The organism is Kitasatospora sp. NPDC089797, assembly GCF_040684795.1.
GTDB lineage: Bacteria > Actinomycetota > Actinomycetes > Streptomycetales > Streptomycetaceae > Kitasatospora.
This window is the reverse complement of sequence record NZ_JBFBGS010000016.1, coordinates 125,998-151,911: the sequence shown is the minus strand read 5'-3', so window position 1 is coordinate 151,911 and position 25,914 is coordinate 125,998. Positions and strand designations below refer to the sequence as shown.

Annotated in this window: 21 protein-coding genes; 17 read left to right on the top strand and 4 right to left on the bottom strand. The window is 72.3% G+C overall.

What is annotated here, in order from left to right; all coding sequences use genetic code 11:
- Window positions 1-17 precede the first annotated feature (17 nt).
- The 6 genes from ftsZ (at window position 18) to AB0O91_RS15310 (ending at window position 5,418) form a co-directional block, all read left to right on the top strand.
- Window positions 18-1,244, top strand: a complete 1,227-nt coding sequence (ftsZ, locus tag AB0O91_RS15335) for a cell division protein FtsZ (RefSeq protein ID WP_363432353.1) — start codon at window positions 18-20, stop codon at window positions 1,242-1,244.
- Complete coding sequence (gene pgeF / locus AB0O91_RS15330; RefSeq protein WP_363432350.1) at window positions 1,241-1,972, top strand: peptidoglycan editing factor PgeF; 732 nt, start codon at window positions 1,241-1,243, stop codon at window positions 1,970-1,972. The genes ftsZ and pgeF overlap by 4 nt, the downstream gene beginning before the upstream one ends.
- Window positions 1,972-2,760, top strand: a complete 789-nt coding sequence (locus AB0O91_RS15325) for a YggS family pyridoxal phosphate-dependent enzyme (RefSeq protein ID WP_363432347.1) — start codon at window positions 1,972-1,974, stop codon at window positions 2,758-2,760. Before pgeF ends, AB0O91_RS15325 begins: the two co-directional genes overlap by 1 nt.
- 229 nt (window positions 2,761-2,989) lie before the next feature.
- A complete protein-coding gene (gene sepF / locus AB0O91_RS15320) occupies window positions 2,990-3,598 on the top strand; it encodes a cell division protein SepF (RefSeq protein WP_030282899.1) in 609 nt (202 codons plus the stop codon).
- Between the two features lie 99 nt (window positions 3,599-3,697).
- Window positions 3,698-3,979 (top strand): YggT family protein, encoded by a 282-nt coding sequence (locus AB0O91_RS15315; RefSeq protein WP_030282903.1) that lies wholly within the window; start codon window positions 3,698-3,700, stop codon window positions 3,977-3,979.
- Between the two features lie 59 nt (window positions 3,980-4,038).
- Complete coding sequence (locus AB0O91_RS15310; protein ID WP_363432344.1) at window positions 4,039-5,418, top strand: DivIVA domain-containing protein; 1,380 nt, start codon at window positions 4,039-4,041, stop codon at window positions 5,416-5,418.
- Between the two features lie 185 nt (window positions 5,419-5,603).
- On the opposite strand, the gene ileS is transcribed toward AB0O91_RS15310, so the two are convergent.
- Window positions 5,604-8,732 carry an isoleucine--tRNA ligase gene (ileS, locus tag AB0O91_RS15305; protein ID WP_363432342.1) on the bottom strand — a complete coding sequence of 1,043 codons (3,129 nt, stop codon included), beginning with the start codon at window positions 8,730-8,732 and terminating at the stop codon, window positions 5,604-5,606.
- A 639-nt stretch (window positions 8,733-9,371) separates the two neighbouring features.
- Between ileS and AB0O91_RS15300 the strand changes: the two genes are divergently transcribed.
- From AB0O91_RS15300 to AB0O91_RS15285, 4 genes are all read left to right on the top strand, one after another.
- A complete protein-coding gene (locus AB0O91_RS15300) occupies window positions 9,372-9,839 on the top strand; it encodes a TraR/DksA family transcriptional regulator (protein ID WP_363432339.1) in 468 nt (155 codons plus the stop codon).
- Between the two features lie 234 nt (window positions 9,840-10,073).
- Window positions 10,074-10,622 carry a signal peptidase II gene (gene lspA / locus AB0O91_RS15295; RefSeq protein ID WP_363432336.1) on the top strand — a complete coding sequence of 183 codons (549 nt, stop codon included), beginning with the start codon at window positions 10,074-10,076 and terminating at the stop codon, window positions 10,620-10,622.
- Window positions 10,623-10,689: 67 nt separating this feature from the next.
- The gene (locus tag AB0O91_RS15290) at window positions 10,690-11,628 is read left to right on the top strand and encodes an RluA family pseudouridine synthase (protein ID WP_363432333.1); all 939 of its coding nucleotides are present in this window, start codon (window positions 10,690-10,692) and stop codon (window positions 11,626-11,628) included.
- A gap of 1 nt (window position 11,629) precedes the next feature.
- Window positions 11,630-12,094 carry a GNAT family N-acetyltransferase gene (locus AB0O91_RS15285; protein ID WP_363432331.1) on the top strand — a complete coding sequence of 155 codons (465 nt, stop codon included), beginning with the start codon at window positions 11,630-11,632 and terminating at the stop codon, window positions 12,092-12,094.
- Window positions 12,095-12,189: 95 nt separating this feature from the next.
- On the opposite strand, the gene AB0O91_RS15280 is transcribed toward AB0O91_RS15285, so the two are convergent.
- A complete protein-coding gene (locus tag AB0O91_RS15280) occupies window positions 12,190-13,209 on the bottom strand; it encodes a mechanosensitive ion channel domain-containing protein (RefSeq protein WP_363432329.1) in 1,020 nt (339 codons plus the stop codon).
- A gap of 149 nt (window positions 13,210-13,358) precedes the next feature.
- On the opposite strand from AB0O91_RS15280, the gene AB0O91_RS15275 reads away from it, so the two are divergent.
- Together AB0O91_RS15275 and AB0O91_RS15270 are read left to right on the top strand one after the other, a co-directional pair.
- Complete coding sequence (locus AB0O91_RS15275) at window positions 13,359-16,196, top strand: alpha/beta fold hydrolase (protein WP_363432325.1); 2,838 nt, start codon at window positions 13,359-13,361, stop codon at window positions 16,194-16,196.
- 92 nt (window positions 16,197-16,288) lie between these two features.
- Window positions 16,289-17,092 carry an ABC transporter permease gene (locus AB0O91_RS15270; RefSeq protein WP_363432402.1) on the top strand — a complete coding sequence of 268 codons (804 nt, stop codon included), beginning with the start codon at window positions 16,289-16,291 and terminating at the stop codon, window positions 17,090-17,092.
- 48 nt (window positions 17,093-17,140) lie between these two features.
- On the opposite strand, the gene AB0O91_RS15265 is transcribed toward AB0O91_RS15270, so the two are convergent.
- A complete protein-coding gene (locus AB0O91_RS15265) occupies window positions 17,141-17,767 on the bottom strand; it encodes a TetR/AcrR family transcriptional regulator (RefSeq protein WP_363432323.1) in 627 nt (208 codons plus the stop codon).
- 176 nt (window positions 17,768-17,943) lie between these two features.
- Window positions 17,944-19,233, bottom strand: a complete 1,290-nt coding sequence (locus AB0O91_RS15260; RefSeq protein WP_363432320.1) for an MFS transporter — start codon at window positions 19,231-19,233, stop codon at window positions 17,944-17,946.
- Window positions 19,234-19,370: 137 nt separating this feature from the next.
- On the opposite strand from AB0O91_RS15260, the gene AB0O91_RS15255 reads away from it, so the two are divergent.
- From AB0O91_RS15255 to dnaE, 5 genes are all read left to right on the top strand, one after another.
- Entirely contained in the window at window positions 19,371-19,748 is a 378-nt protein-coding gene (locus tag AB0O91_RS15255) for a helix-turn-helix transcriptional regulator (RefSeq protein ID WP_363432317.1), read from the top strand.
- Between the two features lie 116 nt (window positions 19,749-19,864).
- On the top strand, window positions 19,865-20,443 hold the full coding sequence (locus AB0O91_RS15250) for a dienelactone hydrolase family protein (protein ID WP_363432314.1): 579 nt from the start codon (window positions 19,865-19,867) through the stop codon (window positions 20,441-20,443).
- Between the two features lie 55 nt (window positions 20,444-20,498).
- Complete coding sequence (locus AB0O91_RS15245; protein ID WP_363432311.1) at window positions 20,499-21,266, top strand: HAD family hydrolase; 768 nt, start codon at window positions 20,499-20,501, stop codon at window positions 21,264-21,266.
- Between the two features lie 88 nt (window positions 21,267-21,354).
- On the top strand, window positions 21,355-22,224 hold the full coding sequence (locus tag AB0O91_RS15240) for a hypothetical protein (protein WP_363432309.1): 870 nt from the start codon (window positions 21,355-21,357) through the stop codon (window positions 22,222-22,224).
- 139 nt (window positions 22,225-22,363) lie between these two features.
- A complete protein-coding gene (gene dnaE, locus AB0O91_RS15235) occupies window positions 22,364-25,897 on the top strand; it encodes a DNA polymerase III subunit alpha (protein WP_363432306.1) in 3,534 nt (1,177 codons plus the stop codon).
- The last annotated feature ends 17 nt before the right edge of the window (window positions 25,898-25,914 follow it).

Here is a 25,914-nt window from a genome sequence, read left to right as displayed (position 1 = left end):
GGCGAGAGGCCTTCGACGTGGCAGCACCGCAGAACTACCTCGCAGTCATCAAGGTCGTCGGAATCGGCGGCGGTGGTGTCAACGCCATCAACCGGATGATCGAGGTCGGTCTCAAGGGCGTCGAGTTCATCGCGATCAACACCGATGCGCAGGCCCTCCTCATGAGCGACGCCGACGTCAAGCTCGATGTGGGCCGTGAACTCACCCGGGGCCTCGGCGCCGGCGCCAACCCCGAGGTCGGCCGCAAGGCCGCCGAGGACCACCGCGAGGAGATCGAGGAGGTCCTCAAGGGGGCCGACATGGTCTTCGTGACCGCCGGTGAGGGCGGCGGGACGGGCACGGGCGGCGCGCCCGTCGTCGCCAACATCGCCCGCTCGCTGGGCGCCCTGACCATCGGCGTGGTCACCCGTCCGTTCACCTTCGAGGGCCGCCGCCGGGCCAACCAGGCCGAGGACGGCATCGCCGCCCTGCGCGAAGAGGTCGACACCCTCATCGTGATCCCCAACGACCGGCTGCTGTCCATCTCGGACCGCCAGGTCAGCGTGCTGGACGCGTTCCGCTCGGCGGACCAGGTCCTGCTCTCCGGTGTCCAGGGCATCACCGACCTGATCACCACCCCGGGTCTGATCAACCTCGACTTCGCCGACGTCAAGTCCGTCATGTCGGAGGCCGGTTCGGCCCTCATGGGGATCGGTTCGGCCCGTGGTGAGGACCGTGCCAAGGCGGCCGCCGTGATGGCGATCTCCTCGCCGCTGCTGGAGGCCTCGATCGACGGCGCCCGCGGCGTGCTGCTGTCCATCTCGGGCGGTTCCGACCTCGGCCTGTTCGAGATCAACGAGTCGGCCCAGCTGGTCAGCGAGGCCGCCCACCCCGAGGCGAACATCATCTTCGGTGCGGTCATCGACGACGCGCTCGGCGACGAGGTGCGGGTCACCGTCATCGCGGCCGGCTTCGACGGCGGCCAGCCGCCGGCGATCGTCCGCGACCCGGTGGTGAAGTCCACCACCCCCGCCGCCCCGGCCACCCCGCCGGCCGCCCCGGAGCGCCCGGCCGGCCGTCCGTCGTACGGCGGCATCGGCTCGGTGACGTCCCGTTCGGAGGAGGCCGCCTCCTCCCCGTCGCGTTCGGCCGAGACCCCGGTCGCCACGACCGCCGCCCCGGTGCCGCCGCAGGTGCAGCCGGTCCGGCAGCCGTACGTGGAGAGCCCGGCCGAGGAACTCGACGTGCCGGACTTCCTTAAGTGATCGATCACGCGGTCCGCGCGGGTGCTCACTTCGCCTTCACCGATCGGTGGGGCGGGGTGAGCACTTCGCCGTACGGGGAGCTCAACCTCGGTGGCGCGGTGGGCGACGACCCGGGGGCCGTCCGGGAGAACCGGGCCCGCGCGGCCCGGGAGCTCGGATTGGACCCGGCCGACGTGGTCTGGATGAACCAGGTGCACGGCGCCGCGGTGGCCGTGGTGACGGAGCGGCAGTCGCCGGGCGAGGCCCCGACGGTGGACGCGGTGGTCACCGACCGGCCGCTCGCGCTCGCGGTGCTGACCGCGGACTGCACCCCGGTGCTGCTGGCCGACCCGGTGGCGGGTGTGGTGGGCGCGGCCCACGCGGGCCGGCCCGGGCTGGCGGCCGGAGTGGTGCCCGCCGCCGTCGCGGCGATGGTCGAACTGGGGGCCGAGCCGGCGCGGATCACCGCCGCCACCGGCCCCGCGGTCTGCGGCCGTTGCTACGAGGTGCCGTCCGCGCTGCGGGCCGAGGTCGCCGGGCTCGTCCCGGCGGCCCACGCCGAGACCTCCTGGGGCACCCCGGCACTGGACCTTCCGGCGGGAGTCGCGGCCCAACTGGCCGCCGTCGGGGTCACCGAGCTGGTGCGCTCACCGGTCTGCACCCTCGAGTCCGCCGATCACTTCTCCTATCGCCGCGAGCAGCGCACGGGCCGGCTCGCGAGCTACGTCTGGTTGGGCTCTGATCACTGATGACGAACGACATCTACGGACCGTTCCCGGGTGCCCCGGAGTTCCTCCAGGCGCTGACGGAGGGCCAGCGGGCCCGGTACGAGGAGCTCGGCGCCAACCTGGACGTGGTGGAGCGCCGGATCGTGGACGCCTGTGCGGCCGCCGGGCGCCCGCGCGAGTCCGTCGCCCTGATCGTCGTCACCAAGACCTACCCGGCCGAGGACACCGCGCTGTTGGCCGGACTGGGTGTGACGGATGTCGCGGAGAACCGCGACCAGGACGCCGCGCCCAAGGCGGAACAGTGCAGAAACCTTCCTCTTGACTGGCACTTCGTCGGACAGCTGCAGACCAACAAGGTCCGCTCGGTCGTCCGGTACGCGAACCACGTGCACTCGGTGGACCGGCTGCGGCTGGTCGAGTCGCTCTCCGCGGCCGTGCTCAAGTCCGAGCGGCCCGAACTGGGTTGCCTGGTGCAGGTGGCGCTCGACAAGGAGCACGGCGAGGGCGCGCACCGGGCCGGGGTCGCCCCGGAGGACGTGGCGGAACTCACCGACGCGATCGCCGACACGCCCGGCCTCCGGCTGGACGGTGTGATGACCGTCGCTCCGCTGGCCGGCCCGCTGGCCGGGGACCCGGCCCGGGCCTTCGAGCGGCTGACGGAAATCGCAACCGCCGTACGGGCGGCCCATCCGGCTGCCACCATGGTCTCCGCAGGTATGAGCGGTGACCTTGAGCAGGCGATTGCTGCCGGAGCGACACATGTGCGCGTCGGAACGGCGGTACTCGGAGTGAGGTCACCCCTCAGGTAACGTCACCGGGTAGTTAGATCACACTGCAGGACAAAATAGGACAGAAGCTAGCAGCTTTCCGGAGTGCTAGCCAACCGTGGATCGCAGCTCCGCGGCCCCAACCCCACGAACTCTGACGGCGCGTCGCCTTGACGGGTCGTCGTGGGCGGACCGCGGAATCCGCGCGCAGGGCCGTACGGCCTGGCCGCCGGGGCGGAGCCGGTCCACCACAAGCGGAGGAGACAGGAGCATGGCCGGCGCAATGCGCAAGATGGCGGTCTACCTCGGCCTCGTGGAGGACGAGACGTACGACGGCCAGGGGTACGACCCCGACGACGACTACGACGCGGACCCCGAGCCGATCCGTACCGGGCAGCGGACCGAGGACATCCCCCGGCCGGCAGCCGCCCCCGCGCCCGCACCGGTCTCCTCGATCACCCCGCAGCCGGTCCCGGCGGCGGTGCCGATCCGGCAGGAGACGCCGAGGATGGCCCCCGTGTCGTCCATCACACCCGAACGCCGCCACAACCTGGAGAAGAGCGCCCCGGTGATCATGCCCAAGGTAGTGAACGAACGAGAGCCCTACCGCATCACCACGCTGCACCCCCGGACCTACAACGAGGCCCGTACCATCGGGGAACAGTTCCGTGGCGGGACTCCCGTGATCATGAATCTGACCGAGATGGACGACACGGACGCGAAGCGGCTCGTAGACTTCGCCGCTGGACTCGTCTTCGGTCTGCACGGCAGTATCGAGCGCGTGACACAGAAGGTGTTCCTGCTGTCGCCTGCTAACGTCGATGTCACGGCGGAGGACAAGGCTCGGATCGCCGAGGGTGGGTTCTTCAACCAGAGCTGACCCGGCCACGACTTTTCGTGTGGATCTGATCGACAGTGGTTGGCGACAGGTGACGAGCGGTAGGCCCTCAGGGCCAGGACCGGGGAGAGGGAAAACGCGATGGACATCGTGTGGGCGGTGCTCTACTACGCCCTGACCGTCTTCCTGGTGTTCCTGCTCGTACGACTGGTCATGGACTGGGTCTTCCAGTTCGCGCGTTCGTGGCGGCCGGGCAAGGCCATGGTCCTGGTCCTGGAGGCCACGTACACTGTCACGGATCCGCCGCTCAAGCTTCTTCGGCGGTTCATCCCGCCGTTGCGTTTCGGGGGCGTGGCGCTCGACCTGTCCTTCTTCGTACTGATGATCATTGTGTATGTCCTGATCTCGCTTGTGCACCCCTAGTCGTAGGTGAGCGATGCGACAGGATGCCGGTGTGCCGACGATCACGTTGAGGTGAAGAGATGCCATTGACCCCCGAGGACGTTCGGAACAAGCAGTTCACGACCGTCCGCCTGCGTGAAGGCTATGACGAGGACGAGGTCGATGCCTTCCTCGACGAGGTCGAGGCGGAGCTGACCCGCCTCCTCCGGGAGAACGAGGACCTGCGGGCCAAGCTGGCCGCCGCGACTCGCGCCGCCGCGCAGAACCAGGCCAACATGCGGAAGGAACCGCCGCAGGACGCCCAGCGTCCGGCCGCTCCCGTTCCGGCTGCCATATCCGGCCCGCCGGTCCCCGGCCAGCAGGGCCCGGGCGGCCCGCAGCAGATGGGCCCGGGTGGCCCGCAGCAGATGGGTCCCGGCGGTCCGCAGCAGATGGGCCCGGGCGGTCCGCAGCAGCAGATGGGCAACCAGCCCCTCGGCCTGCCGTCCGGCGCGCCGCAGCTCCCGGCCGGCCAGGGCGGCCCGATGGGCCCCGGCGGTCCGCAGCAGATGGGCCAGCAGCAGATGGGCCAGACCATGGGCGGCCAGCAGCAGCTGGTCCAGCCGATGGGCGGTCAGATGCTCCAGCCCATGGGCGGTCCCGGTGGGCCGCAGCAGATGGGCAACCCGATGGGCCAGGGCATGGGCCAGCAGCAGCAGATGCAGCCGATGGGCGGCCCGATGGGCGGCCCGCAGCAGATGGGCGGCCCGCTCGGCGGCCCGATGCAGCAGCAGCAGGGCCCCGGTGGCGACAGTGCCGCCCGCGTGCTGGCGCTCGCTCAGCAGACCGCCGACCAGGCGATCTCCGAGGCCCGTTCCGAGGCCAACAAGATCGTCGGCGAGGCGCGCAGCCGGGCCGAGGGTCTGGAGCGCGACGCCCGGGCCAAGGCCGACGCCCTGGAGCGGGACGCGCAGGAGAAGCACCGCGTCGCGATGGGGTCGCTGGAGTCGGCGCGGGCCACGCTGGAGCGCAAGGTCGAGGACCTGCGGGCGTTCGAGCGTGAGTACCGCACGCGTCTGAAGTCGTACCTGGAGACCCAGCTGCGCCAGCTGGAGTCGCAGGCGGACGACTCGCTCGCCCCGCCGCGGATCCCCGCCACCGCGTCGCTGCCGCCGGCGGCCTCGTCGATGGCGCCGGCCGGTGCCGGTGCGATGGGCTCCGGTGCGCCGTCCTTCGGTGGCAACCAGCCGTCCTTCGGCGGCAACGCGCCGTCCTTCGGCGGGCAGAGCTCCTTCGGTGGGAACGTGCCGGCGCCGAGCTTCGGCGGGCAGGGTGCCGGTGGCAACACCGGGGCTCCGCAGATGCAGCCGGCCGGGATGACCCAGCCGATGGCGGCCGTCCGTCCGCAGCCGCCGCAGCCGATGCAGCAGGCTCCGGCGCCGATGCGGGGCTTCCTGATCGACGAGGACGGCGACAACTGAGGTTGTAGCACTGCTCTTCGAGGGCGCCCCCTTCCTGACCTCCGGGTCGGGCAGGGGGCGCCTTTTCGTGCGGGTGCGGGCGTGCGGGCTCCGGCGCGCGGGGGTGCAGCGGGGGCGGACGGAGTGCCGGGGGTACGGCGAAGCCGCCGTCGCCCCGGTGGGGGTGACGGCGGCTTCGGGGCGGGTCAGGCCTTGCGGAGCTGGAAGGCCAGGCCGAGGGACTCGTCGGTGAAGGTCTCGGAGTTCCAGTCGGCCGCGCCGGCGGCGAAGTCGGTGGCGAGGACCTCCTCGGCGACCAGCGGACCGTGTTCGGCGATGGCCTCGGCGGTCTCCTCCGAGGTGGCGCGCCAGCGCAGGACGATCCGGTCGGCGACGTCCAGGCCGGAGTTCTTGCGGGCCTCCTGGATCTGGCGGATGGCGTCGCGGGCGACACCGAGGCGCTTCAGCTCCGGGGTGATGGCCAGGTCGAGGGCGACGGTGGCGCCGGACTCGTTGGCGACCGCCCAGCCCTCGCGCGGGGTCTCGGTGATGATGACCTCGTCGGGGGAGAGGGTGACCGTCTCGCCGTTCAGCTCGACCGAGGTCTCGCCGTTCGCCCGCAGTTCGGCGGCCAGGCGGGCGGCGTCGGTGGCGGCGACCGCCTTGGCGACGTCCTGCACGCCCTTGCCGAAACGCTTGCCGAGGGCGCGGAAGTTGGCCTTGGCGCTGGTGTCGACGAGCGAACCCCCGACCTCCGCCAGGGACTCCAGGGTGGAGACGTTGAGCTCCTCGGCGATCTGCGCGCGCAGGTCGGCCGGCAGCTCCGCCCAGCCCTGGGCGGCGACCAGCGCGCGGGAGAGCGGCTGGCGGGTCTTCACGCCGGACTCGGCGCGGGTGGCCCGGCCCAGCTCGACCAGGCGGCGGACCAGCGCCATGTGCCGGGAGAGCTCGGTGTCGATCAGGGCCTCGTCGGCCACCGGCCAGGTCGCCAGGTGCACCGAGGCCGGGGCCTCCGGGGCGACCGGGACGACCAGGTCCTGCCAGACCCGCTCGGTGATGAACGGGGTGAGCGGGGCCATCAGCCGGGTGACGGTCTCCAGCGCCTCGTGCAGGGTGGCGAGCGCGGCGGCGTCGCCCTGCCAGAAGCGGCGGCGGCCGCGGCGGACGTACCAGTTGGAGAGGTCGTCGACGAAGCCGGAGAGCAGCTTGCCGGCGCGCTGGGTGTCGTACGCCTCGAAGGCCGCGTCGACCTCGCGGACCAGGGTGTTCAGCTCGGAGAGCACCCAGCGGTCCAGCTGCGGACGGTCGGCCGGGGCCGGGTCGTTCGCGGAGGGCGCCCAGTTCGAGGTGCGGGCGTACAGGGCCTGGAAGGCGACGGTGTTCCAGTAGGTGAGGAGGGTCTTGCGGACCACCTCCTGGATGGTGCCGTGGCCGACCCGGCGGGCGGACCAGGGCGAGCCGCCGGCCGCCATGAACCAGCGGACGGCGTCGGCGCCGTGCTGGTCCATCAGCGGGATCGGCTGCAGGATGTTGCCCAGGTGCTTGGACATCTTGCGGCCGTCCTCGGCCAGGATGTGGCCCAGGCAGACGACGTTCTCGTAGCTGCTCCTGTCGAACACCAGGGTGCCGACGGCCATCAGCGTGTAGAACCAGCCGCGGGTCTGGTCGATCGCCTCGGAGATGAACTGCGCCGGGTAGCGCTTCTCGAACAGCTCCTTGTTCTGGTACGGGTAGCCGTACTGGGCGAAGGGCATCGAGCCCGAGTCGTACCAGGCGTCGATGACCTCGGGCACGCGGGTGGCGGTGCCGCCGCAGTCGCGGCAGGCGAAGGTCACCTCGTCGATGTACGGGCGGTGCGGGTCGAGGTCGCTCCGGTCGGTGCCGGTGAGCTCGCTGAGCTCGGCCAGCGAGCCGACGCAGGTGAGGTGGCCCTCCTCGCAGCGCCAGATCGGCAGCGGGGTGCCCCAGTAGCGGTTGCGGCTGAGCGCCCAGTCGATGTTGTTGTTCAGCCAGTCGCCGAAGCGGCCGTGCTTGACCGTCTCCGGGAACCAGTTGGTGGCCTCGTTCTCGCGGATCATCGCGTCCTTGACGGCGGTGGTCCGGATGTACCAGGACGGCTGCGCGTAGTAGAGCAGCGCGGTGTGGCAGCGCCAGCAGTGCGGGTAGCTGTGCTCGTACGGCAGGTGGCGGAAGAGCAGGCCGCGCTCCTTGAGGTCCGCGACCAGGGCCTCGTCGGCCTTCTTGAAGAACTGGCCGCCGACCAGCGGGACCTCGGGGGCGAAGGTGCCGTCGCCGAGCACCGGGTTGACCACCGGCAGGCCGTACCTGCGGCAGGTCGCGAGGTCGTCCGCGCCGAAGGCCGGGGACTGGTGGACGATGCCGGTGCCGTCCTCGGTGGTGACGTAGTCGGCGTTGAGGACGTAGTGGGCGTTCTCGATCTCGACCAGGTCGAAGGGGCGCCGGTAGGCCCAGCGCTCCATCTCGGCGCCGGTGAAGGACTCGCCGGTGGCCTCCCAGCCCTCGCCGAGGGCCTTGCCGAGCAGGGGCTCGGCGACGACCAGCTGCTCGGTGCCGTCGGTGGCCACCACGTAGGTGACCTCCGGGTGCACGGCGGCGGCGGTGTTGGAGACCAGGGTCCACGGGGTGGTGGTCCAGACCAGCAGGGCGGCCCGGCCGGCCAGCGGGCCGCTGGTCAGCGGGAAGCGGACGAACACCGAGGGGTCGACCACGGTCTCGTAGCCCTGGGCGAGTTCGTGGTCGGACAGGCCGGTGCCGCAGCGCGGGCACCAGGGGGCGACCCGGTGGTCCTGGACCAGCAGGCCCTTGTCGAAGATCTGCTTGAGCGACCACCAGACGGACTGGACGTACGACGGGTCCATCGTCCGGTAGGCCTCGTCGAGGTCGACCCAGTACCCCATGCGGGTGGTCAGCTCGGCGAAGGCGTCGGTGTGGCGGGTCACCGACTCGCGGCACTTGGCGTTGAACTCGGCGATGCCGTACGCCTCGATGTCCTGCTTGCCGGAGAAGCCCAGCTCCTTCTCGACGGCCAGCTCGACCGGGAGGCCGTGGCAGTCCCAGCCGGCCTTGCGGGCGACGTGGTAGCCCTTCATCGTCCGGAAGCGCGGGAAGACGTCCTTGAAGACGCGGGCCTCGATGTGGTGGGCGCCGGGCATGCCGTTGGCGGTCGGCGGGCCCTCGTAGAAGACCCACTCGGGGCGGCCCTCGGACTGCTCCAGGCTGCGCTGGAAGATCTTGTTGTCCTGCCAGAACGACAGGATCTGGTGCTCCAGGGCAGGCAGGTCCACCTGCGCGGGAACGGGGTTGTAGGTGCTCATCGCGGGCGTCTACCTCCGGCGGATGCTGGGACTGGATCCTCCGGAGGGACGAGACGGCCGGGCCGCCCCGCGGTACCACCCTCCTTGGCCGCGGTGCTGCGTCGCGGCCCTCTTGTTTGGGCTTGCTGCCGGGTCTAGTGGGCCGCCGTCGCTGCGGTGGCCGTTCTTCCGGCGGCTCCGGGGTGATCTTCCCGTCGTGCACGCCCCCGGGCTCACACCGTCCCCGGGTCGCTGGTGGCTGCGTACGTCGGTACTCGTCCCATCTGCGCCTTGCAGGGTCAGTGTATCGGCCGGGCGAGACGGTTTGTCCAAAGGGATTCGGGGGAGCGGGCCGGGGACGGTGGTCCGGGCCGGTCGGCGGGGGCGGTTAGGCGGGGGCGGGGTGGGCACAAGTTCTGTCGGTGCGCGGGGCGTGGCGGCTGGGGCGGCTGCCTGGGTGGGATCACTCTGGGGCGCCGGTATGTCAGGTTGTGACCGGTTTTGATCGGGATTATCGTTCCGGCACTGGAGGCCGCCGGGAACCGGCGGCTCGATTCGTTCGTAGATGGGGTCGAAGCCATGGCTGAGAAGGCAACCGGCGCGGGTACCGCCACCAAGCGGGCACGCAAGGCCGTGGCGGCCGATCCAGGGGAGGGGACCGTGACCACTACCGCACCTCAGAACACCAGTACCGACACCGTCACCGTGCCGCGCGGAGCCGAGTCGGTGGACCCGGCGACCCTGCCGGTCCGACCGGGGGAGGACCCCTGGACCTCGGCGGAGGTCCACGAGCTGCACGACGAGCTGCAGGGCGACCTGCTGCGGCTGCGCGGCGAGATCGAGGCCGCCGAGGCGGCCATCTCCGGGCTGATGCGCGACTCCAACGACGGAGCCGGCGACGACCAGGTGGACGCCGGTACGAAGAACATCTCGCGGGAGAGCGAGCTGGCGCTCGCCAACAACGCGCGGGACAGCCTCGCCCAGACCGAGCGCGCGCTGGAGCGGCTGGAGGGCGTCGGCTTCGGCATCTGCGAGTCCTGCGGGCAGGCGATCGGCAAGGCCCGGGTGCAGGCCTTCCCCCGGGCGACCCTGTGCGTGCAGTGCAAGGCGAAGCAGGAACGCCGCTGAGCGGGGCGCCGGGCGGGTGGTCCGAACGGGCGGCCCAGTCGGGCGACTCGGTCGGGTGACCGGAGCGACGCGGGGGGTCGGGCTTGCCGTACGCTCGACCCCGTAACCTCGCCTGACCCGTCGGCACGGACGCGTTCAGGCCCTCACCGGCCCACATCGGCAGCGGAGCGGATCATCAGTACGCAAGGTTCCCCCCAGACCCGGGACGACGCCGTCCCGAACCCCGCCGATGACGTGGAGGCCCAGGTGGGCGGTGCCACGGCGGTGGACAAGCCCAAGGGCCCGCGTCGGGTCGGGGTGCTGCTGGTCGTCGCGGTCCTCGCCTTCCTGATCGACCTCGCCAGCAAGCTGCTGGTCGTCGCCAAGCTGGAGAACCACGCGGCGATCAAGGTGATCGGCGACGTCGTCACCTTCCAGGTGATCCGGAACTCCGGTGCGGCCTTCGGCATGGGCCAGGCGCTGACCGTGGTCTTCACGATGATCGCCTCGGCCGTCATCGTGGTGATCTGGCGGATCGCCCGGCGGCTGTACAGCCTTCCGTGGGCGATCGCGCTCGGGCTGCTGCTCGGCGGCGCGCTCGGCAACCTCACCGACCGGCTGTTCCGGGCGCCGGGCGTCTTCCGCGGGCACGTGGTGGACTTCATCTCCGTCCAGCACTTCGCGGTGTTCAACCTCGCGGACTCGGCGATCGTCTGCGGCGGGATCCTCGTGGTGCTGCTCTCCTTCCGGGGCAGCAACCCGGACGGGACCGTGCACCAGCAGCCGGAGAAGGCCGCGAAGTAACGGGGCCGTCCTCCGGCCGGACCGGCAGGGGGAGGGGGTGCGGCGCGTTTCCGGCATACTCGTACGGGTGAGTACCGCAGCGCAGATCCGCAGCCTCCCCGTTCCCGACGGCCTGGAGGGCGAGCGCCTCGACGCCGCCCTGGCCCGGATGTTCGGCTTCTCCCGGACCAAGGCCGCCGAACTGGCCGCCGAGGGCAAGGTGACGCTCGACGGCGCCGTGGCCGGCAAGTCGGACCGGGTGACCGCCGGCTCCTGGCTGGAGGTCGAGATCCCCGCTCCCGCCTCGCCGGTGCAGATCGTGGCCGAAGCGGTCGAGGGCATGCGGATCGTCCACGACGACGACGACATCGTGCTGATCGACAAGCCGGTCGGCGTCGCCGCGCACCCGAGCCCCGGCTGGACCGGCCCCACCGTCATCGGCGGGCTCGCCGCGGCCGGCTACCGGATCTCCACCTCGGGCGCCGCCGAGCGCCAGGGCATCGTGCACCGGCTGGACGTCGGCACCTCGGGACTGATGGTCGTCGCCAAGTCCGAGCGGGCCTACACCGACCTCAAGCGGCAGTTCCACGACCGGATCACCGACAAGCGCTACCACACGCTGGTCCAGGGGCACCCGGACCCGCTGAGCGGCACGGTCGACGCGCCGATCGGGCGCCACCCCAGCGCGGACTGGAAGTGGGCGGTGACCCGCGACGGCAAGCCGTCCGTCACCCACTACGACCTGATCGAGGCGTACCGGGCGGCCTCGCTGATGGCCATCAAGCTGGAGACCGGCCGCACCCACCAGATCCGTGTCCACATGTCCGCGCTGCGGCACCCCTGCGTGGGCGACCTGACCTACGGCGCCGACCCGACGCTGGCCAAGCGGCTCGGGCTCACCCGGCAGTGGCTGCACGCCGTCTCGCTCGGCTTCGAGCACCCGGCGGACGGGCAGTGGGTCGAGTTCAGCAGCGAGTACCCGGCGGACCTCCAGAAGGCGCTGGACATCATCGCCTCGGAGAGCTGAGGTGACGGGTTTCGCGATCCGGGTCGCCGAGGGCGAGGCGGACCTGGAGCTGGTGCGGGCGGTCCGGCGTGAGGTGTTCGTCGTCGAGCAGAACGTGCCGGAGGAGCTGGAGTACGACGAGTACGACGCGACCTCGGTGCACCTGCTCGCCGTGGGCGCGGACGGGGCCGGGCTGGGGACCGGGCGGCTGATCTTCGGCGACCAGGCGGCCGAGCTGACCGGGGGCGTCGCGGGACGGGTGCTGCTCGGGCGGCTCGCCGTCCTGGCGGCGAGCCGGGGGACGGGGCTCGGGGCCGAGCTCGTCCGGGCGATCGAGGCGGCGGGGGCCGCGCGCGGGGGCGTCGAGGTCGAGCTGCACGCGCAGGTGCAGGCGCTCGGGTTCTACGAGCGGCTGGGGTACCTGGCGGAGGGGCCGGTGTACGACGATGCCGGGATTCCGCACCGGACGATGACCAGGGTCCTGTAGGACTCCACCAGGACTCCATCGGCCTGGACGAAGCAGTCCCCGTGCCCTTGTCGGGCGCGGGGACTTCGTCGTCCGGGGGAGGGCGGGGGCGGGGGTCAGCCGTCGGTGGTGCGGAGGCGGGGGAGGGCGTGGGGGTGCTCGTCGCGGAGGTGGGCGATGAGCTGTTCGCGGACGTCGAAGCGGAGTTGGGCGGCGTCGTCGGGGGTGCGGGCGGTCATGGTGGCGCGCACGACGATGGTGCTGGGGGTGGTGTCGGTGACGTTGAGGGCCCACTCGGCGCCGTCCCAGAGCGGGTGCTTCGCCAGGAGGACGTGCAGGGCGGACCGGAGCTCGTCGACCCGGGTGGTGTGGTCGAGGTGGAGCAGGACGGCGGCGAGCAGGCCGGGGTCGCGGCGGGTCCAGTTCTCGAAGGGCTTGTTGACGAAGTAGGAGACCGGGACGATCAGCCGGCGCTGGTCCCAGAGCCGGACCACCAGGTAGGAGAGGGTGATCTCCTCGACCGTGCCCTGCTGGCCGTCCACCACCACCGTGTCGCCGATCCGGACGGTGTCGCCGAAGGCGATCTGCAGGCCGGCGAAGAAGTTGCCCAGGGTGCTCTGGGCGGCGATGCCGGCCACGATGCCGATCAGACCGGCCGAGGCGAGCAGGCTGGCGCCGACGGTGCGCATGGCGGAGAAGGTCAGCAGCATCACGGCGGCGGTGACCACGACGATCACCGCGCTGACCACCCGGCGCAGCATGCTCAACTGGGTCCGGACCCGCTGCACCCGGGCCGGGTCGTCGGTGACCGTCTCGTAGCGGCGGAGCAGCGCCTCCAGGAGGGCGGCCGCCACGCGGACGGCGAGCCAGCCGAGCGAGGCGAGCAGGAGCAGCAGGACCAGGTGGTGGGCGCCTTCGTCCCCGGTCAGGTGGAAGATCCGCCTGAGCGGGTCGGCGGCGAGCAACAGGGCTGACACCAGGGCGAGTTGGAGCGGGATACGGCAGCGCCGGAGCAGTGCCCAGACCGGTGCCCCGGGGTGGTCGGCGCTGATCCGCTGGAGGACCTGGTCGACGATCCAGCCGACCGCCAGGGTGGCGGCGACGGTGGCGAGCAGGGTGATCAGCGGCCAGAGCACGGGGACCTTCTCGGGGGTGGGGAGTGGGCGGGGAGGCGAGCGGGAGGCGGATGAGCCGTACGATACCGGCGTTCAACGGGGCGAACCGGGTGAAAAGGGTTGGTGGCTTTATCGGGCACCTACCCGGACGGCGGATACGATCAGCCCTCATGGAGTTCGGTGGGGCATGGCGCCGATGGCGCGGCCGGGGTACGTCGGTGCGGCGCAGGCTGGTGGCCGGGGCGGTGGCCCTGGTGGCGGTCGTCGGGGTCGGGACGGCGGCGGTGGCGTCCGGCGGTGAACAGGCGGTCCGTCAAGAGGATCGTTTCCTCTCCATGCCGGAGACGCCCGGCAGCACCCAGCAGGTCCAGCTGGACACCTCGTTCTTCACCACCGGCAGCAGCCCGCGGCCGGCCGTCCTGCTCGCGCACGGCTTCGGCGGCTCCAAGGAGGGCGAGCGGGACCGCGCCGAGCAGCTGGCCCGGCAGGGCTACGCCGTGCTGACCTGGTCGGCGCGCGGCTTCGGGCACTCCGGCGGGAAGATCGGCCTGAACGCGCCCGACCGCGAGGTGGAGGACGTCAAGCACCTGGTGGACTGGCTGGCCCAGCGGCCCGAGGTGCAGCTCGACGCGCCGGGAGACCCGCGGGTCGGCATCACGGGGGCCTCCTACGGCGGGGCGATCGCGTTGCTGGCCTCGGCGTACGACCACCGGATCGACGCGGTGGCCACCCAGATCACCTGGTGGAACCTGGCCGACGCGCTGTTCCCGCAGGGGGTGGAGGGGTCGGGCGCGGCGGACGGCGTGTTCAAGAAGCTGTGGGCCGGGATCTTCTTCACCACCGGCTCGGCGGGGGACCTCGGGCCTTCGGGCGGCGCGCCGCGCGGTGGGGCCGGGGCGGGCTCGTCCGGGTCGGATGCGGCCGGTGGCGGTGCGGCCGGTGGCGGTGGCGGTGCGGCCGGTGCGGTCGGCTGCGGGCGGTTCCTGGAGTCGCTCTGCCAGATGTACGACCGGGTCGCGACCGCCGGGCACGCCGACCCGGAGGCCGTCGCGCTGCTGGACAGGTCGAGCCCGTCCTCGGTCGCGGCGCAGCTGAAGGTGCCCACCCTGGTGGTGCAGGGGCAGCAGGACTCGCTGTTCCCGCTGGACCAGGGGGACCAGATCGCCAAGGCGGTGGCGGCCAACGGCGCACCCGTCGCGGTGGACTGGTTCGCGGGCGGCCACGACGGCGGGACGGACACCAGCGCCCGGGTGGACGACCGGGTGACCGCCTGGTTCGACCACTACCTGCGGGGGCGCGGCAATGACACCGGGCCGCAGTTCCGGGTGACCCGGACCGGCGGGGTCGACTCGACCGGGTTCCAGGCCGTGCTGCGCGGCGCGGACGCCGACCGGTACCCGGGCCTGGGGGGCACGGGGACGCGCTCGATCGACCTGGCCGGCGGGGAGCGGACCGTCGCCAATCCGCCCGGCGGGGCGCCGCCGGGCATCTCGACGCTGCCCGGGATCGGGGCGCTCAGCCAGGCCGCGTCGCTGGGGGCCGGGCTGTCGCTGGACTTCCCCGGGCAGAACGCGGCCTTCGAGTCGGCGCCGCTGGACAGGTCGGTGCACCTCACCGGGCAGCCGACGGTGTCCGTCCGGGTGACGGCGGACCGGCCGGACGCGGTGCTCTTCGCGAAGCTGTACGACGTCGGTCCGGACGGCAAGGCGGTGCTGCCGCAGCAGTTGGCGGCCCCGCTGCGGGTGACCGGCGCGGACGCGACGGGCGGGCGGACGGTGACGGTCCGGCTCCCCGCCGTGGACCACGACTTCCCGGCCGGGCACCGGCTGCGGCTGGTGCTGGCCTCCACCGACCTGGCGTACGCCTCGCCAGCCGAGCCGGCCACCTACCGGGTGGCGGTGGCCGGGGCGCTCACCGTGCCGACCGTCGACGAGCTGGTCACGGAGTCGGCGCCGCTGCCCGCGCGGACCTGGCTGCTGCCGGTGGTCGCGGTGGTGGTGGCCGCCGGGCTGGTGCTGCTGCCGCTGGTGCGACGGCGGCGGTCGGCGGCCGGCCGGCAGTCGGGCGCGGAGTTCGATCCGGAGCTGGCCGGGGTACCGCTGCTGATCAGCGGGCTGAGCAAGCGCTACAAGGGCTCCCAGGACCGTTACGCGGTGCGGGAGTTGGGGTTCCGGGTGGAGCAGGGGCAGGTGCTCGGCCTGCTCGGGCCGAACGGTGCGGGCAAGACCACCACGCTGCGGATGCTGATGGGTCTGATCCGGCCGGACGCCGGGGAGATCCGGGTCTTCGGGCACCTGATCCGCCCCGGGGCGCCGGTGCTCTCGCGGGTCGGGGCGTTCGTCGAGGGCGCGGGGTTCCTGCCGCACCTCACCGGACGGGCCAACCTGCGGCTGTACTGGCAGGCCACCGGACGGCCGGAGGCCGACGCGCGGTTCGACGAGGCGCTCGCGATCGCCGGGCTCGGCGAGGCGCTCGACCGGGCGGTGCGGACGTACTCGCAGGGCATGCGGCAGCGGCTGGCGATCGCGCAGGCGATGCTCGGGATGCCGGACCTGCTGATCCTGGACGAGCCGACCAACGGGCTGGACCCGCCGCAGATCCGCGAGATGCGCGAGGTGATGATCCGGTACGCGGCCGCCGGGCGGACCGTCATCGTGTCCAGCCACCTGCTGGCCGAGGTCGAGCAGAGCTGCACCGACCTCGTGGTGATGGACCGCGGGCGGCTGGTGACGGCCGGGCCGGTCGGGGAGATCGTCGGCGCCGGCGAGCTGTTGATGATCGGCGTGGCGGAGCCCTTCGAGCCGGAGTCGGTGGTCGAGAAGGTCGGCGCGCTGGCCGGGGTCGGCGCGGCGGAGGCCGTCGAGGGCGGGCTGCTGGTCCGGCTGGACGGGCTGGCGGCGAGCGAGCTGGTGGCGGAGCTGGTGCGGCTCGGGGTGCCGGTGGAGAGCGCCGGGCCGCAGCGGCGCCTGGAGGACGCGTTCCTGTCGTTGATCGGAGGTGCGGCGTGAACGTCGCTGCTACGGACCGTGGTTCGGGGGCCGGTGGCCCGGCGGGTGGTGCTTCGGCGGACCACGCCGAGGGGTACCGGGCGAGCCGGACGCTGCCGCTGCGGGTGGAGGCGATGCGGCAACTGCGCCGCCGCCGCACGCTGGTGATCGGCGGGGTGCTGGCCGCGATGCCGTTCGTCATCCTGGCGGCGTTCCAGATCGGCGGCACCCCGGGGCGCCCGGACCGGACCACCTTCATCGACCTGGCCACCGCCTCGGGGGCCAACTTCGCCGTCACCATGCTGTTCGTCGGCACCGGCTTCATGCTGGTGATCCCGGTCGCGCTGTTCTGCGGGGACACCGTGGCCTCGGAGGCCAGTTGGTCCTCGCTGCGCTACCTGCTGGCCGCGCCGGTGCCGCGGGCCCGGCTGCTGGCCCGCAAGTTCCTGGTCGGGTTGGCCTTCTCGGCGGTGGCGGTGGTCATGCTGCCCGCGATCGGTCTGGTCGTGGGGACCGTGGCGTACGGCTGGGGGGACCTCAAGCTGCCGGCCGGGGCCAGCCTGCCGGCCGGGGAGGCGTTGCCCCGGATCGCGATCGCGGTGGCGTTCGTGTTCCTGAGCGAACTCGTGATCGCCGCGCTGGCGTTCTGGCTGTCGACGGCGACGGACGCGCCGCTGGGGGCGGTCGGCGGGGCGGTGTTCGTGTCGATCATCACCGGGGTGCTGGACGCCGTCACCGCGCTGGGGGACCTGCGGGAGTGGCTGCCGGCGCACTGGCAGTACGCGTGGGCGGACGCCCTCCAACCGCAGCTGGAGTGGGGTGGGATGGTGCAGGGGGTGTCGTTGTCGCTGTCGTACGCGGTGGTGCTGTTGGCGCTGGCCTTCCGCGGGTTCGCGCGCAAGGACGTGGTGTCGTAACGGGGTCGGGGCCGGCGCCGGGGAGCGGCGGCTCCGGGGGGAGCGGAGTCAGGGGCGGGGGAGCGCCGGGCGTCCGGCGCTCCCGGTGCAACCGGCGCTTCCCGTCAGGGCGGTGAAGAGCAGTTGCCACAGCGGCTCGCCGCCGGGGGCGGGGGCGCTGTCGCCGCAGGCGGGGCGGGAGTTCAGCAGGCCGCGGATCACGACCAGCAGCAGTTCGGCGACCAGGGACGGGCTGTGCTCGGGGAAGCCGCCGTCCCGCTGCGCCCGGTGGACCAGCTCGGTCAGTCCGACGTGCATCTCGGCGAGGACGTCGGCGGGGGACTGCGCCAGCCCGGGGCAGTCGGCCGCGAGCCGGAGCGCGGCCCGCAGCCGTACGTCCGACCGCAGTCGGTCGGCGAAGCCCACCACGACGGCTTCGAGCACCTCGGCGGCGTCGGCACCCGGGGTGTCGTACTCGGCGCGCAGGCTCGTCCAGGTGGTCCGGGACTCGTCGATCAGCGCCCGGGCCAGTGATCCCTTCGAGGGGAAGTGGCCGTAGAGGGCGCCCTTGGTCATACCGATCCGGTCGGCCACCGTGTTCAGCGTGGTGCTCTCGTAGCCGTGGGCGGCGAAGATCTCGGCCGCCGCGGTCAGGGCCTTCTCCCGCGTGCGTCGCGCCCGCTCCTGCTTTGCCATGCCCCTGCCCTTCGTCGGTGACCAAGGCCATACATACCATCGGGATGGAATGTTGCTGCAATGGTTCCCGCAGCAGAAAAATCCGCTCAAGTCGGCCTCCACTGACCAGGGAAGGAAACATACCTAAAGGAAGGAATGTTACGAACATCTGAGCGGAGCGGGCGGGGCGGGACGCGTCAGGCCGGGTCGGTCACCTCGCGCCCGGTGGCGAGGACCAGGAGGCCGCCGAGGACGGCCAGGCCCAGCAGGACGGCGCCGAAGACCGTGGCGCCGGTGGTCAGGCCCACCGCGTCGCTGAGGTAGCCGGCCGAGACCGGCAGCAGGCCGGCCGGGAGGTAACCGCCCACGTTGAGCGCGGCGTTGGCCTCGGCCAGCCGCCGCGGCGGGATGCCGGCGTTCAGCAGGGAGAGGCCGCCGAGCTGGCCCATGCCCTGGCCGGCGCCGGCCAGCAGGGCCGCGAGGACCAGCACCGCCACCGCGCCGGTGTGCACGGCGGCGACCAGGGCGACCGTGCCGAGCGCGGTGGCGGCCGCGCCGGCCGTCAGGATGGTGCGGCGGCGCAGCCGCCGGACGGCGAACTGCACTCCGGTCGCGGCGAGGAACATCACGAAGGCCGTGGCGCCGGCGACGATCCGGTTGGAGGTGCCGAGCAGGCCGGACAGCAGCGACGGACCGAGCGAGAGCACGAACGAGGTCGCGGTGATGCCGGGCGCGAACACCGCGATGCCGAGGGCGAGTCGGCGGCCGTTGCCGCGCGGGACGCCGGGCACCCGGATCCAGGCGCCCCGGCGGCGGGGCTCCGGACCGGCGGACTCCGTGGTGCTGGACTCAGGGATGCCGGACTCAGGGGTGCGGGGCGTCGGGGCGGGCAGCGGTATCCGCAGCACGACCAGGACCGCGGCGGCGAGGAGCACGGCCTCCACCACGAACACGGTGCGGGTGGGGGCGGGTGCCAGCTCGGAGAGCAGGCCGGCGAGCAGCGGGCCGAGGCCGGCGCCGAAGACCATCGCGCAGGAGGCGAGCAGGGCGGCGGTCCGCTTGCGCTCCGGCCCGGCGACGTCGGTGACCGCGGCCATCCCGGCCGAGACGACGGCGCCGACCGCGATGCCGGTGAACAGGCGTGCCGTGATCAGTGCGGCGACGCCGGTGGCCGTCCCGAAGACCAGGCAGGCGGCGAGGCCCAGTGCCAGGGCGGGCAGCAGGACCGGCTTGCGGCCGACCCGGTCGGAGACCACGCCGGAGACCAGCAGCGAGCCGATCAGGCCGACGATGTAGGACGCGAACACCACGGTCAGGGTGCCCTTGGAGAAGCCGATGTCGTGCTGCCACAGGACGTACAGCGGGGTGGCGGCGTTGGACAGGACGAAGACGGCGGTGACCGGCCAGGCGGCGAGCCAGATCCACCACAGGGGTGCGGGGGCGGGCCGGGCGACGGGCCGGGCGGCGGCGGTCCGGGTGATGGGCATGACTGTTCCCTCCCGAGGCGTGCGGCGGGCGCCGCAGCAGTACGAGTCGAGTCGAACCTAGCATGAAGTACGATTGGAGTCGTACTGATGGCCGACGGTCAGCGGCCGTGGAGTCACGAGGAGTTGAGGAGTCGCCCATGCCCGCGAGCAGGACCGGTACGACCGCCTTCACGGTGTTCCCCGAGCCGTCCGACCTACCCGAGCCACTGCCCGAACCGGGCGTCGACGAGCTGCGGCTGGAGACCGTGCTGGGCGCGCTCAGCGACCCGCTGCGGCTCACCATCGTCCGCAAGCTCCTGCTGGAGTCCGAGGGCTTCGACCACTCCTGCGGCTGGTTCGGCCTCGACCGGCCGAAGTCCTCGCTCACCCACCACTTCAAGGCGCTGCGGGAGGCGGGGATCACCCGGCAGCGCCAGTACGGGCTGGAACGCCGCAGCCGGGTGCGGGTCGAGGACCTCGACGCCCGCTTCCCCGGGCTGCTCGACCTGGTCGCCTCCTGGAGCCCGCAGGGCTGACCCCGGCCGGCCCGGGGCGGTGGCGGGGGCGGGGCGGAGCGGGGCGAGGGGATCCGGGGCCGGGTGCGGGATCATGGGTGGGTACCCCTGAACCCGCTCGTCGAAGGACCCGAACCGTGGCCCAGATCGTCCTCTTCCACTCCGCCCACGGCCCGCGCCCGGCCGTGCAGGCCGCCGCCGACCGGCTGCGCGCCGCCGGGCACACCGTGCACACGCCGGACCTCTTCGAGGGGCGCACCTTCGACGACACCGACGCCGCGCAGGCCTTCCAGGAGGAGATCGGCGGCGCCGACGAGCTGCTGCGCCGCGCGGTGACCGTCTCCGCCCCGCTGTCCGAGCACGGGCTGGTGTACGCCGGGTTCGCGCTCGGCGGCGCGATCGCGCAGAACCTGGCGCTGGCGGACGAGAAGGCGCGCGGGCTGCTGCTCCTGCACGGCACCTCGGACCTGCGGGAGGACGCGGCGACCTCGATCCCGGTGCAGCTGCACATGGCCGAGCCGGACCCGTTCGAGCCGGAGGACTGGCTGAACGCCTGGTACCTGCGGATGCGGCGGGCGGGCGCGGAGGTCGAGGTGCACCGCTACCAGGGCGCCGGGCACCTGTTCACCGACCCGGAGCTGGACGACTACGACGCGGACGCCGCCGAGCAGGCCTGGGCGGCGGCGCTGGACTTCCTGGCGGACCTGGACGGGTGACCCCGGCGCCGGACGACCGTGCGGGTGCGATCCGTGGGGTGGATATCATCCGGGAATGGCTGAACTTCGCGCCCGCACGGTGGTCTTCGACATAGACGGCACGCTCTGCTTCGACGGGCGGACGATCGACGAACGCGTCCTGGCGGCGATCGGGGAGTGCGAGCGGGCCGGCGCCCGGCCGGTCTTCGCGTCCGCCCGGCCGGTGCGGGACCTGCTGCCGGTGCTGGGCGGCGCGTTCCCCGGGGCGGTGCTGATCGGCGGGAACGGCAGTCTGGTGTCGGTGGACGGGCGGGTGCGGGCCCGGGCCGCGTTCGGCGCCGCCGGGTTCGGGGCGCTGATGGAGGCGGTCGGGCGGCACGGTGCAACGTACCTCGCCGACGGGCCCTGGGACTACGCGTACACCGGCCCGGCGGACCACCCGATCCGCGCCCGGGTGGACCAGGGCGGGCTGGCCCGCCGGGTGGCGCTGGCGGAACTGCCCGAGGTGGTCAAGTTCCTGGTCGTCGGGGGCGCGGACCCGGAGGGGCTGGCCGAGGCCGGCCGGGGGCTCGGCCTGACGGTGAACCACCACCTGGACGAGGCGATCATCGACTTCGCGCCGGGGGCCACCAACAAGTGGGAGGCGTTGCGCTCGCTGGGGATCGAGGAGTACGTCGCCTTCGGCAACGACATCAACGACCTCGACCTGCTGCGGAACGCGGAGTGGTCCGTCCGGGTCGGCGGGCACCCGGGGCTGGACGGGGTCGCGCGGGTGACGGTCGCGGCCGAGCCGGGGGCGGTGGCGGCGGAGATCGGCCGGGTGGCGGGGCTGCTGGCGTCCTGAGGGCGGCGCGGTCCGGGCGGGCCGGGTCGGGCGGGGTCCGGGCGGGCCGGCGGCGGCCCGGGGCGGGAGCCTCTGTGAGGATGGGGTGGTGGAGCGGAGATACGAGTACGCACCGGCGAGCACCCTGCCGGGGCTGCTCCAGCGCGGGCGGGGGCAGGGTGCGCTGATCGCGGCGGAGGACCCGGCCGCGGCGGCGGAGCTGGTGTACGGCTGCATCCGGTGGGAGTGGCGCTGGGATCCGACCGTCGACGAGCGGCACCGGTACCTGGCCCGGTTGGTCCGGGACCTGGAGTTGCCGCTCGGGCCGGTGGTCGAGCTTCTGGCCGGGGGCGAGGCCGTCCGCGGGCGGGCCGCCCGGGTGCTGGAGCTGCTGGCGCTCGGCGGCTCGGTCGAGGCCCGGGAGGCGCTGCGGGCGTGTCCCCGGGAGGGCGGGCGGGGGCCTTCGGCCGGCCCCGCTCCGGCGGGCGGCGCGGTGCCGGAACACGGTGAGCGGCGGGACCCGGAGCCGGAGGAGGAGGGCGCGGAGCCGGACCTCGCGGCGCTGGTCGCCGAGTTGGAGCGGGCCTGGGTGGACCGCAGCTGGTGCGGCCCCGCGCTCACGGCCCGCCGGCTGGCGCGGTTCGGCCCGGAGGCGGCCGACGCGGCCTCGCTGCTGCGCCGGTTCTGGCTGTACACCCCGCACTCGTCCGAGCGGGCCGGGTACCTGGAGGCCCTGGCGGCGCTGGGGTCGGCGGGCACGGGGGAGGCCTTCACCGAGTCGCTCCGGGACTGCGAGGCGCGGGCCCGACTGCTGGGGGTGCGGCACGCCCCGGACACCCCGTACGTCCGGGCCCGGCTGGTGTCCCTGGTGGACGATCCGATCGAGTTGCCGGGGGTCAGGGACGCCGCCGGGGAGCGACTCGCCGGGCTGGGCTGGACGGCTTTCGAGCGAGCGGGGACGGCGTTCGAAGAGGGCTAGAGTGGACCCGTGAACGCGTGAGTGACGGTCCGGACCCCGAGAGGTGTTCCGGGCCGCATTCGTTTCCCGGCCCTCTGCCCCGTGACCTCCGCGTTCGCCGGCCCACCCGATCAGCACCAGAGCCTCCGGAGGCCCCGCCTTGAGCGACCAGCCGTTCGCGCATCTGCACGTCCACACCGAGTACTCGATGCTGGACGGTGCCGCCCGGCTGAAGCAGATGTTCAAGGAGGTCGAGCGGCTGGGGCAGACCCACGTCGCGATGACCGACCACGGGAACATGTACGGCGCCGCCGAGTTCCACCGGCAGGCGACCGACGCCGGGATCACCCCGGTGATCGGCATCGAGGCGTACGTCGCCCCCGAGTCCCGCTCGAACACCAAGCGCATCCTCTGGGGCCAGCCGCACCAGAAGCGGGACGACGTCTCGGCGTCCGGCGCGTACACCCACAAGACCATCTGGGCCCGGAACAAGGAGGGCCTGCACAACCTGTTCAAGCTGACCTCGCGCTCGTACTCCGAGGGCTGGCTGGTGAAGTGGCCCCGGATGGACAAGGAGCTGATCTCCGAGCTGTCCGGCGGCCTGATGGCCACCACCGGCTGCCCGTCCGGCGAGGTGCAGACCCGGCTGCGGCTCGGCCAGTTCGACGAGGCGCTGAAGTCCGCCGCCGACTACCAGGAGATCTTCGGCAAGGAGAACTACTTCCTGGAGCTGATGGACCACGGCCTCGACATCGAGAAGCGGGTCCGCGACGGGCTGCTGGAGATCAGCAGGAAGCTGAACATCCCCCCGGTGGTCACCAACGACTCGCACTACACCACCGAGGCCGACGCCGGCGCCCACGACCTGCTGCTCTGCGTGCAGACCGGCAAGAACCTCTCGGACCCGGACCGCTTCCGCTTCGACGGCACCGGCTACTACATCAAGTCCGCCGCCGAGATGTACGCCCTGGACTCCTCGGACGCCTGGCAGGAGGGCTGCCGCAACAGCCAACTGCTGGTCGCCTCCCGGGTCGACACCGAGGGCATGTTCAAGTTCAAGAACCTGATGCCGCGCTTCCCGATCCCGGAGGGCTTCGAGTCCGAGGCGGACTTCTTCAAGTCCAAGGTCTGGGAGGGCATGGACTGGCGCTTCCCGGGCGGGTACGACGAGGAGCACAAGAAGCTCGCCGAGTACGAGATGGACACCATCATCCAGATGGGGTTCCCGGCGTACTTCCTCGTGGTCGCCGACTTCATCATGTGGGCGAAGAGCCAGGGCATCGCGGTGGGCCCGGGCCGTGGTTCGGCGGCCGGTTCGCTGGTCGCGTACGCGATGGGCATCACCGACCTCGACCCGATCCCGCACGGCCTGATCTTCGAGCGCTTCCTCAACCCCGAGCGCATCTCGATGCCCGACGTCGACATCGACTTCGACGAGCGCCGGCGCGGTGACGTGATCCGGTACGTGACCGAGAAGTGGGGATCCGACAAGGTCGCCATGATCGTCACCTACGGCACCATCAAGGCGAAGGCCGCCATCAAGGACTCCTCCCGGGTCCTCGGCTACCCGTACGCGATGGGCGACCGGATCACCAAGGCGATGCCGCCGGACGTGATGGGCAAGGGCATCCCGCTGTCCGGCATCACCGACAGCAGCCACCCCCGCTACAGCGAGGCCGGCGAGATCCGCGGGCTGTACGAGAACGACCCGGACGTGCGGAAGGTCATCGACACCGCGCGCGGCATCGAGGGCCTGATCCGCCAGCCCGGTGTGCACGCCGCCGGCGTCATCATGTCCGCCGAGCCGCTGACCGACCACATCCCGGTGTGGACCCGGCACACCGACGGCGTCACCATCACGCAGTTCGACTACCCGACTTGTGAGGGCCTCGGCCTCCTCAAGATGGACTTCCTCGGCCTGCGCAACCTGACGATCATGGACGACGCCGTCAAGGCGATCGAGAAGAACAAGGGCATCAAGATCGACCTGCTCGAGCTGCCGCTCGACGACAAGCCCACCTACGAACTCCTCGCCCGCGGCGACACGCTGGGCGTCTTCCAGCTCGACGGCGGGCCGATGCGCTCGCTGCTTCGCCTGATGAAGCCCGACAACTTCGAGGACATCTCCGCCGTCCTGGCGCTCTACCGGCCGGGCCCGATGGGCGTCAACTCGCACACCAACTACGCGCTGCGCAAGAACGGCCAGCAGGAGATCACCCCGATCCACCCGGAGCTGGAGAAGCCGCTGGAGGAGGTGCTGCGGCCCACCTACGGCCTGATCGTCTACCAGGAGCAGGTGCAGAAGGCCGCGCAGATCCTGGCCGGCTACTCGCTCGGCCAGGCCGACCTGCTGCGCCGCGCCATGGGCAAGAAGAAGAAGGAGATCCTGGAGGCGGAGTTCGTCCCCTTCCAGAAGGGCTGCCGGGAGCGCGGCTACTCCGACGCGGCCATCCAGGCGGTGTGGGACGTGCTGGTCCCGTTCTCCGGCTACGCGTTCAACAAGGCCCACACCGCCGGGTACGGGCTGGTCTCGTACTGGACGGCGTACCTCAAGGCCAACTACCCGGCCGAGTACATGTCCGGGCTGCTGACCTCGGTGAAGGACGACAAGGACAAGTCGGCCGTCTACCTCAACGAGTGCCGCAAGATGGGCATCCAGGTGCTCCCGCCGGACGTCAACGAGTCGGACTCGGACTTCACGCCGCACGGCAGCGAGACCGTCCGGTTCGGCCTGACCGCCATCCGCAACGTCGGCGGGCCGGTGGTCGAGTCGATGATCCGCACCCGGAAGGCGAAGGGGAAGTTCGCCTCCTTCCCGGACTTCCTGGAGAAGGTGGAGTCGGTGGTCTGCAACAAGCGGACCGTCGAATCGCTGATCAAGGCCGGGTCCTTCGACTCGCTCGGGCACACCCGCAAGGGCCTCAGCGCCCAGTTCGAGCCGATGATCGACAACGTCGTCGGGGTGAAGCGCAAGGAGGCCGAGGGGCAGTTCGACCTCTTCGGCGGCGACACCACCTCGGACGAGCCGAGCTTCGGACTGGACGTCGTCTTCTCCGAGGAGGAGTGGGAGAAGTCCTTCCTGCTCACCCAGGAGCGGGAGATGCTCGGCCTGTACGTCTCCTCGCACCCGCTGCACGGCATCGAGCACGTGCTCGCCGACAAGGCGGACTGCGCGGTGGCCGACCTCGCGGAACGGCCGGACGGGACGATCGTCACCATCGGCGGCATCATCTCGGGCCTCCAGCGGAAGATGACCAAGCAGGGCAACGCCTGGGCGATCGCCACCGTCGAGGACCTGGCGGGGTCGATCGACTGCATGTTCTTCCCGGCCAGCTACCAGCTGGTCTCCTCCCAACTCGTCGAGGACGCGGTGGTGTTCGTCCGCGGCAAGCTGGACAAGCGGGAGGACGTGCCGCGGCTGATGGGCATGGAGCTGGCCATCCCGGACCTGTCGAACGCGCACGCCGAGGCGCCGATCACCATCAACATCCCGACCGGGAAGGTCACCCCGCCGCTGGTCGCCCGGCTCAGCGAGGTGCTGACCCACCACAAGGGCACCACCGAGGTCCGGGTGCGGCTGGAGGGCCGCACCAAGACGACGGTGCTGCGGCTGGACCGGCACCGGGTGAAGTCGGATCCGGCGCTGTTCGGGGACCTCAAGCAGCTGCTCGGGCCGAGCTGCCTGGCGGGGTAGCGGGCGTTCCGGCGGGT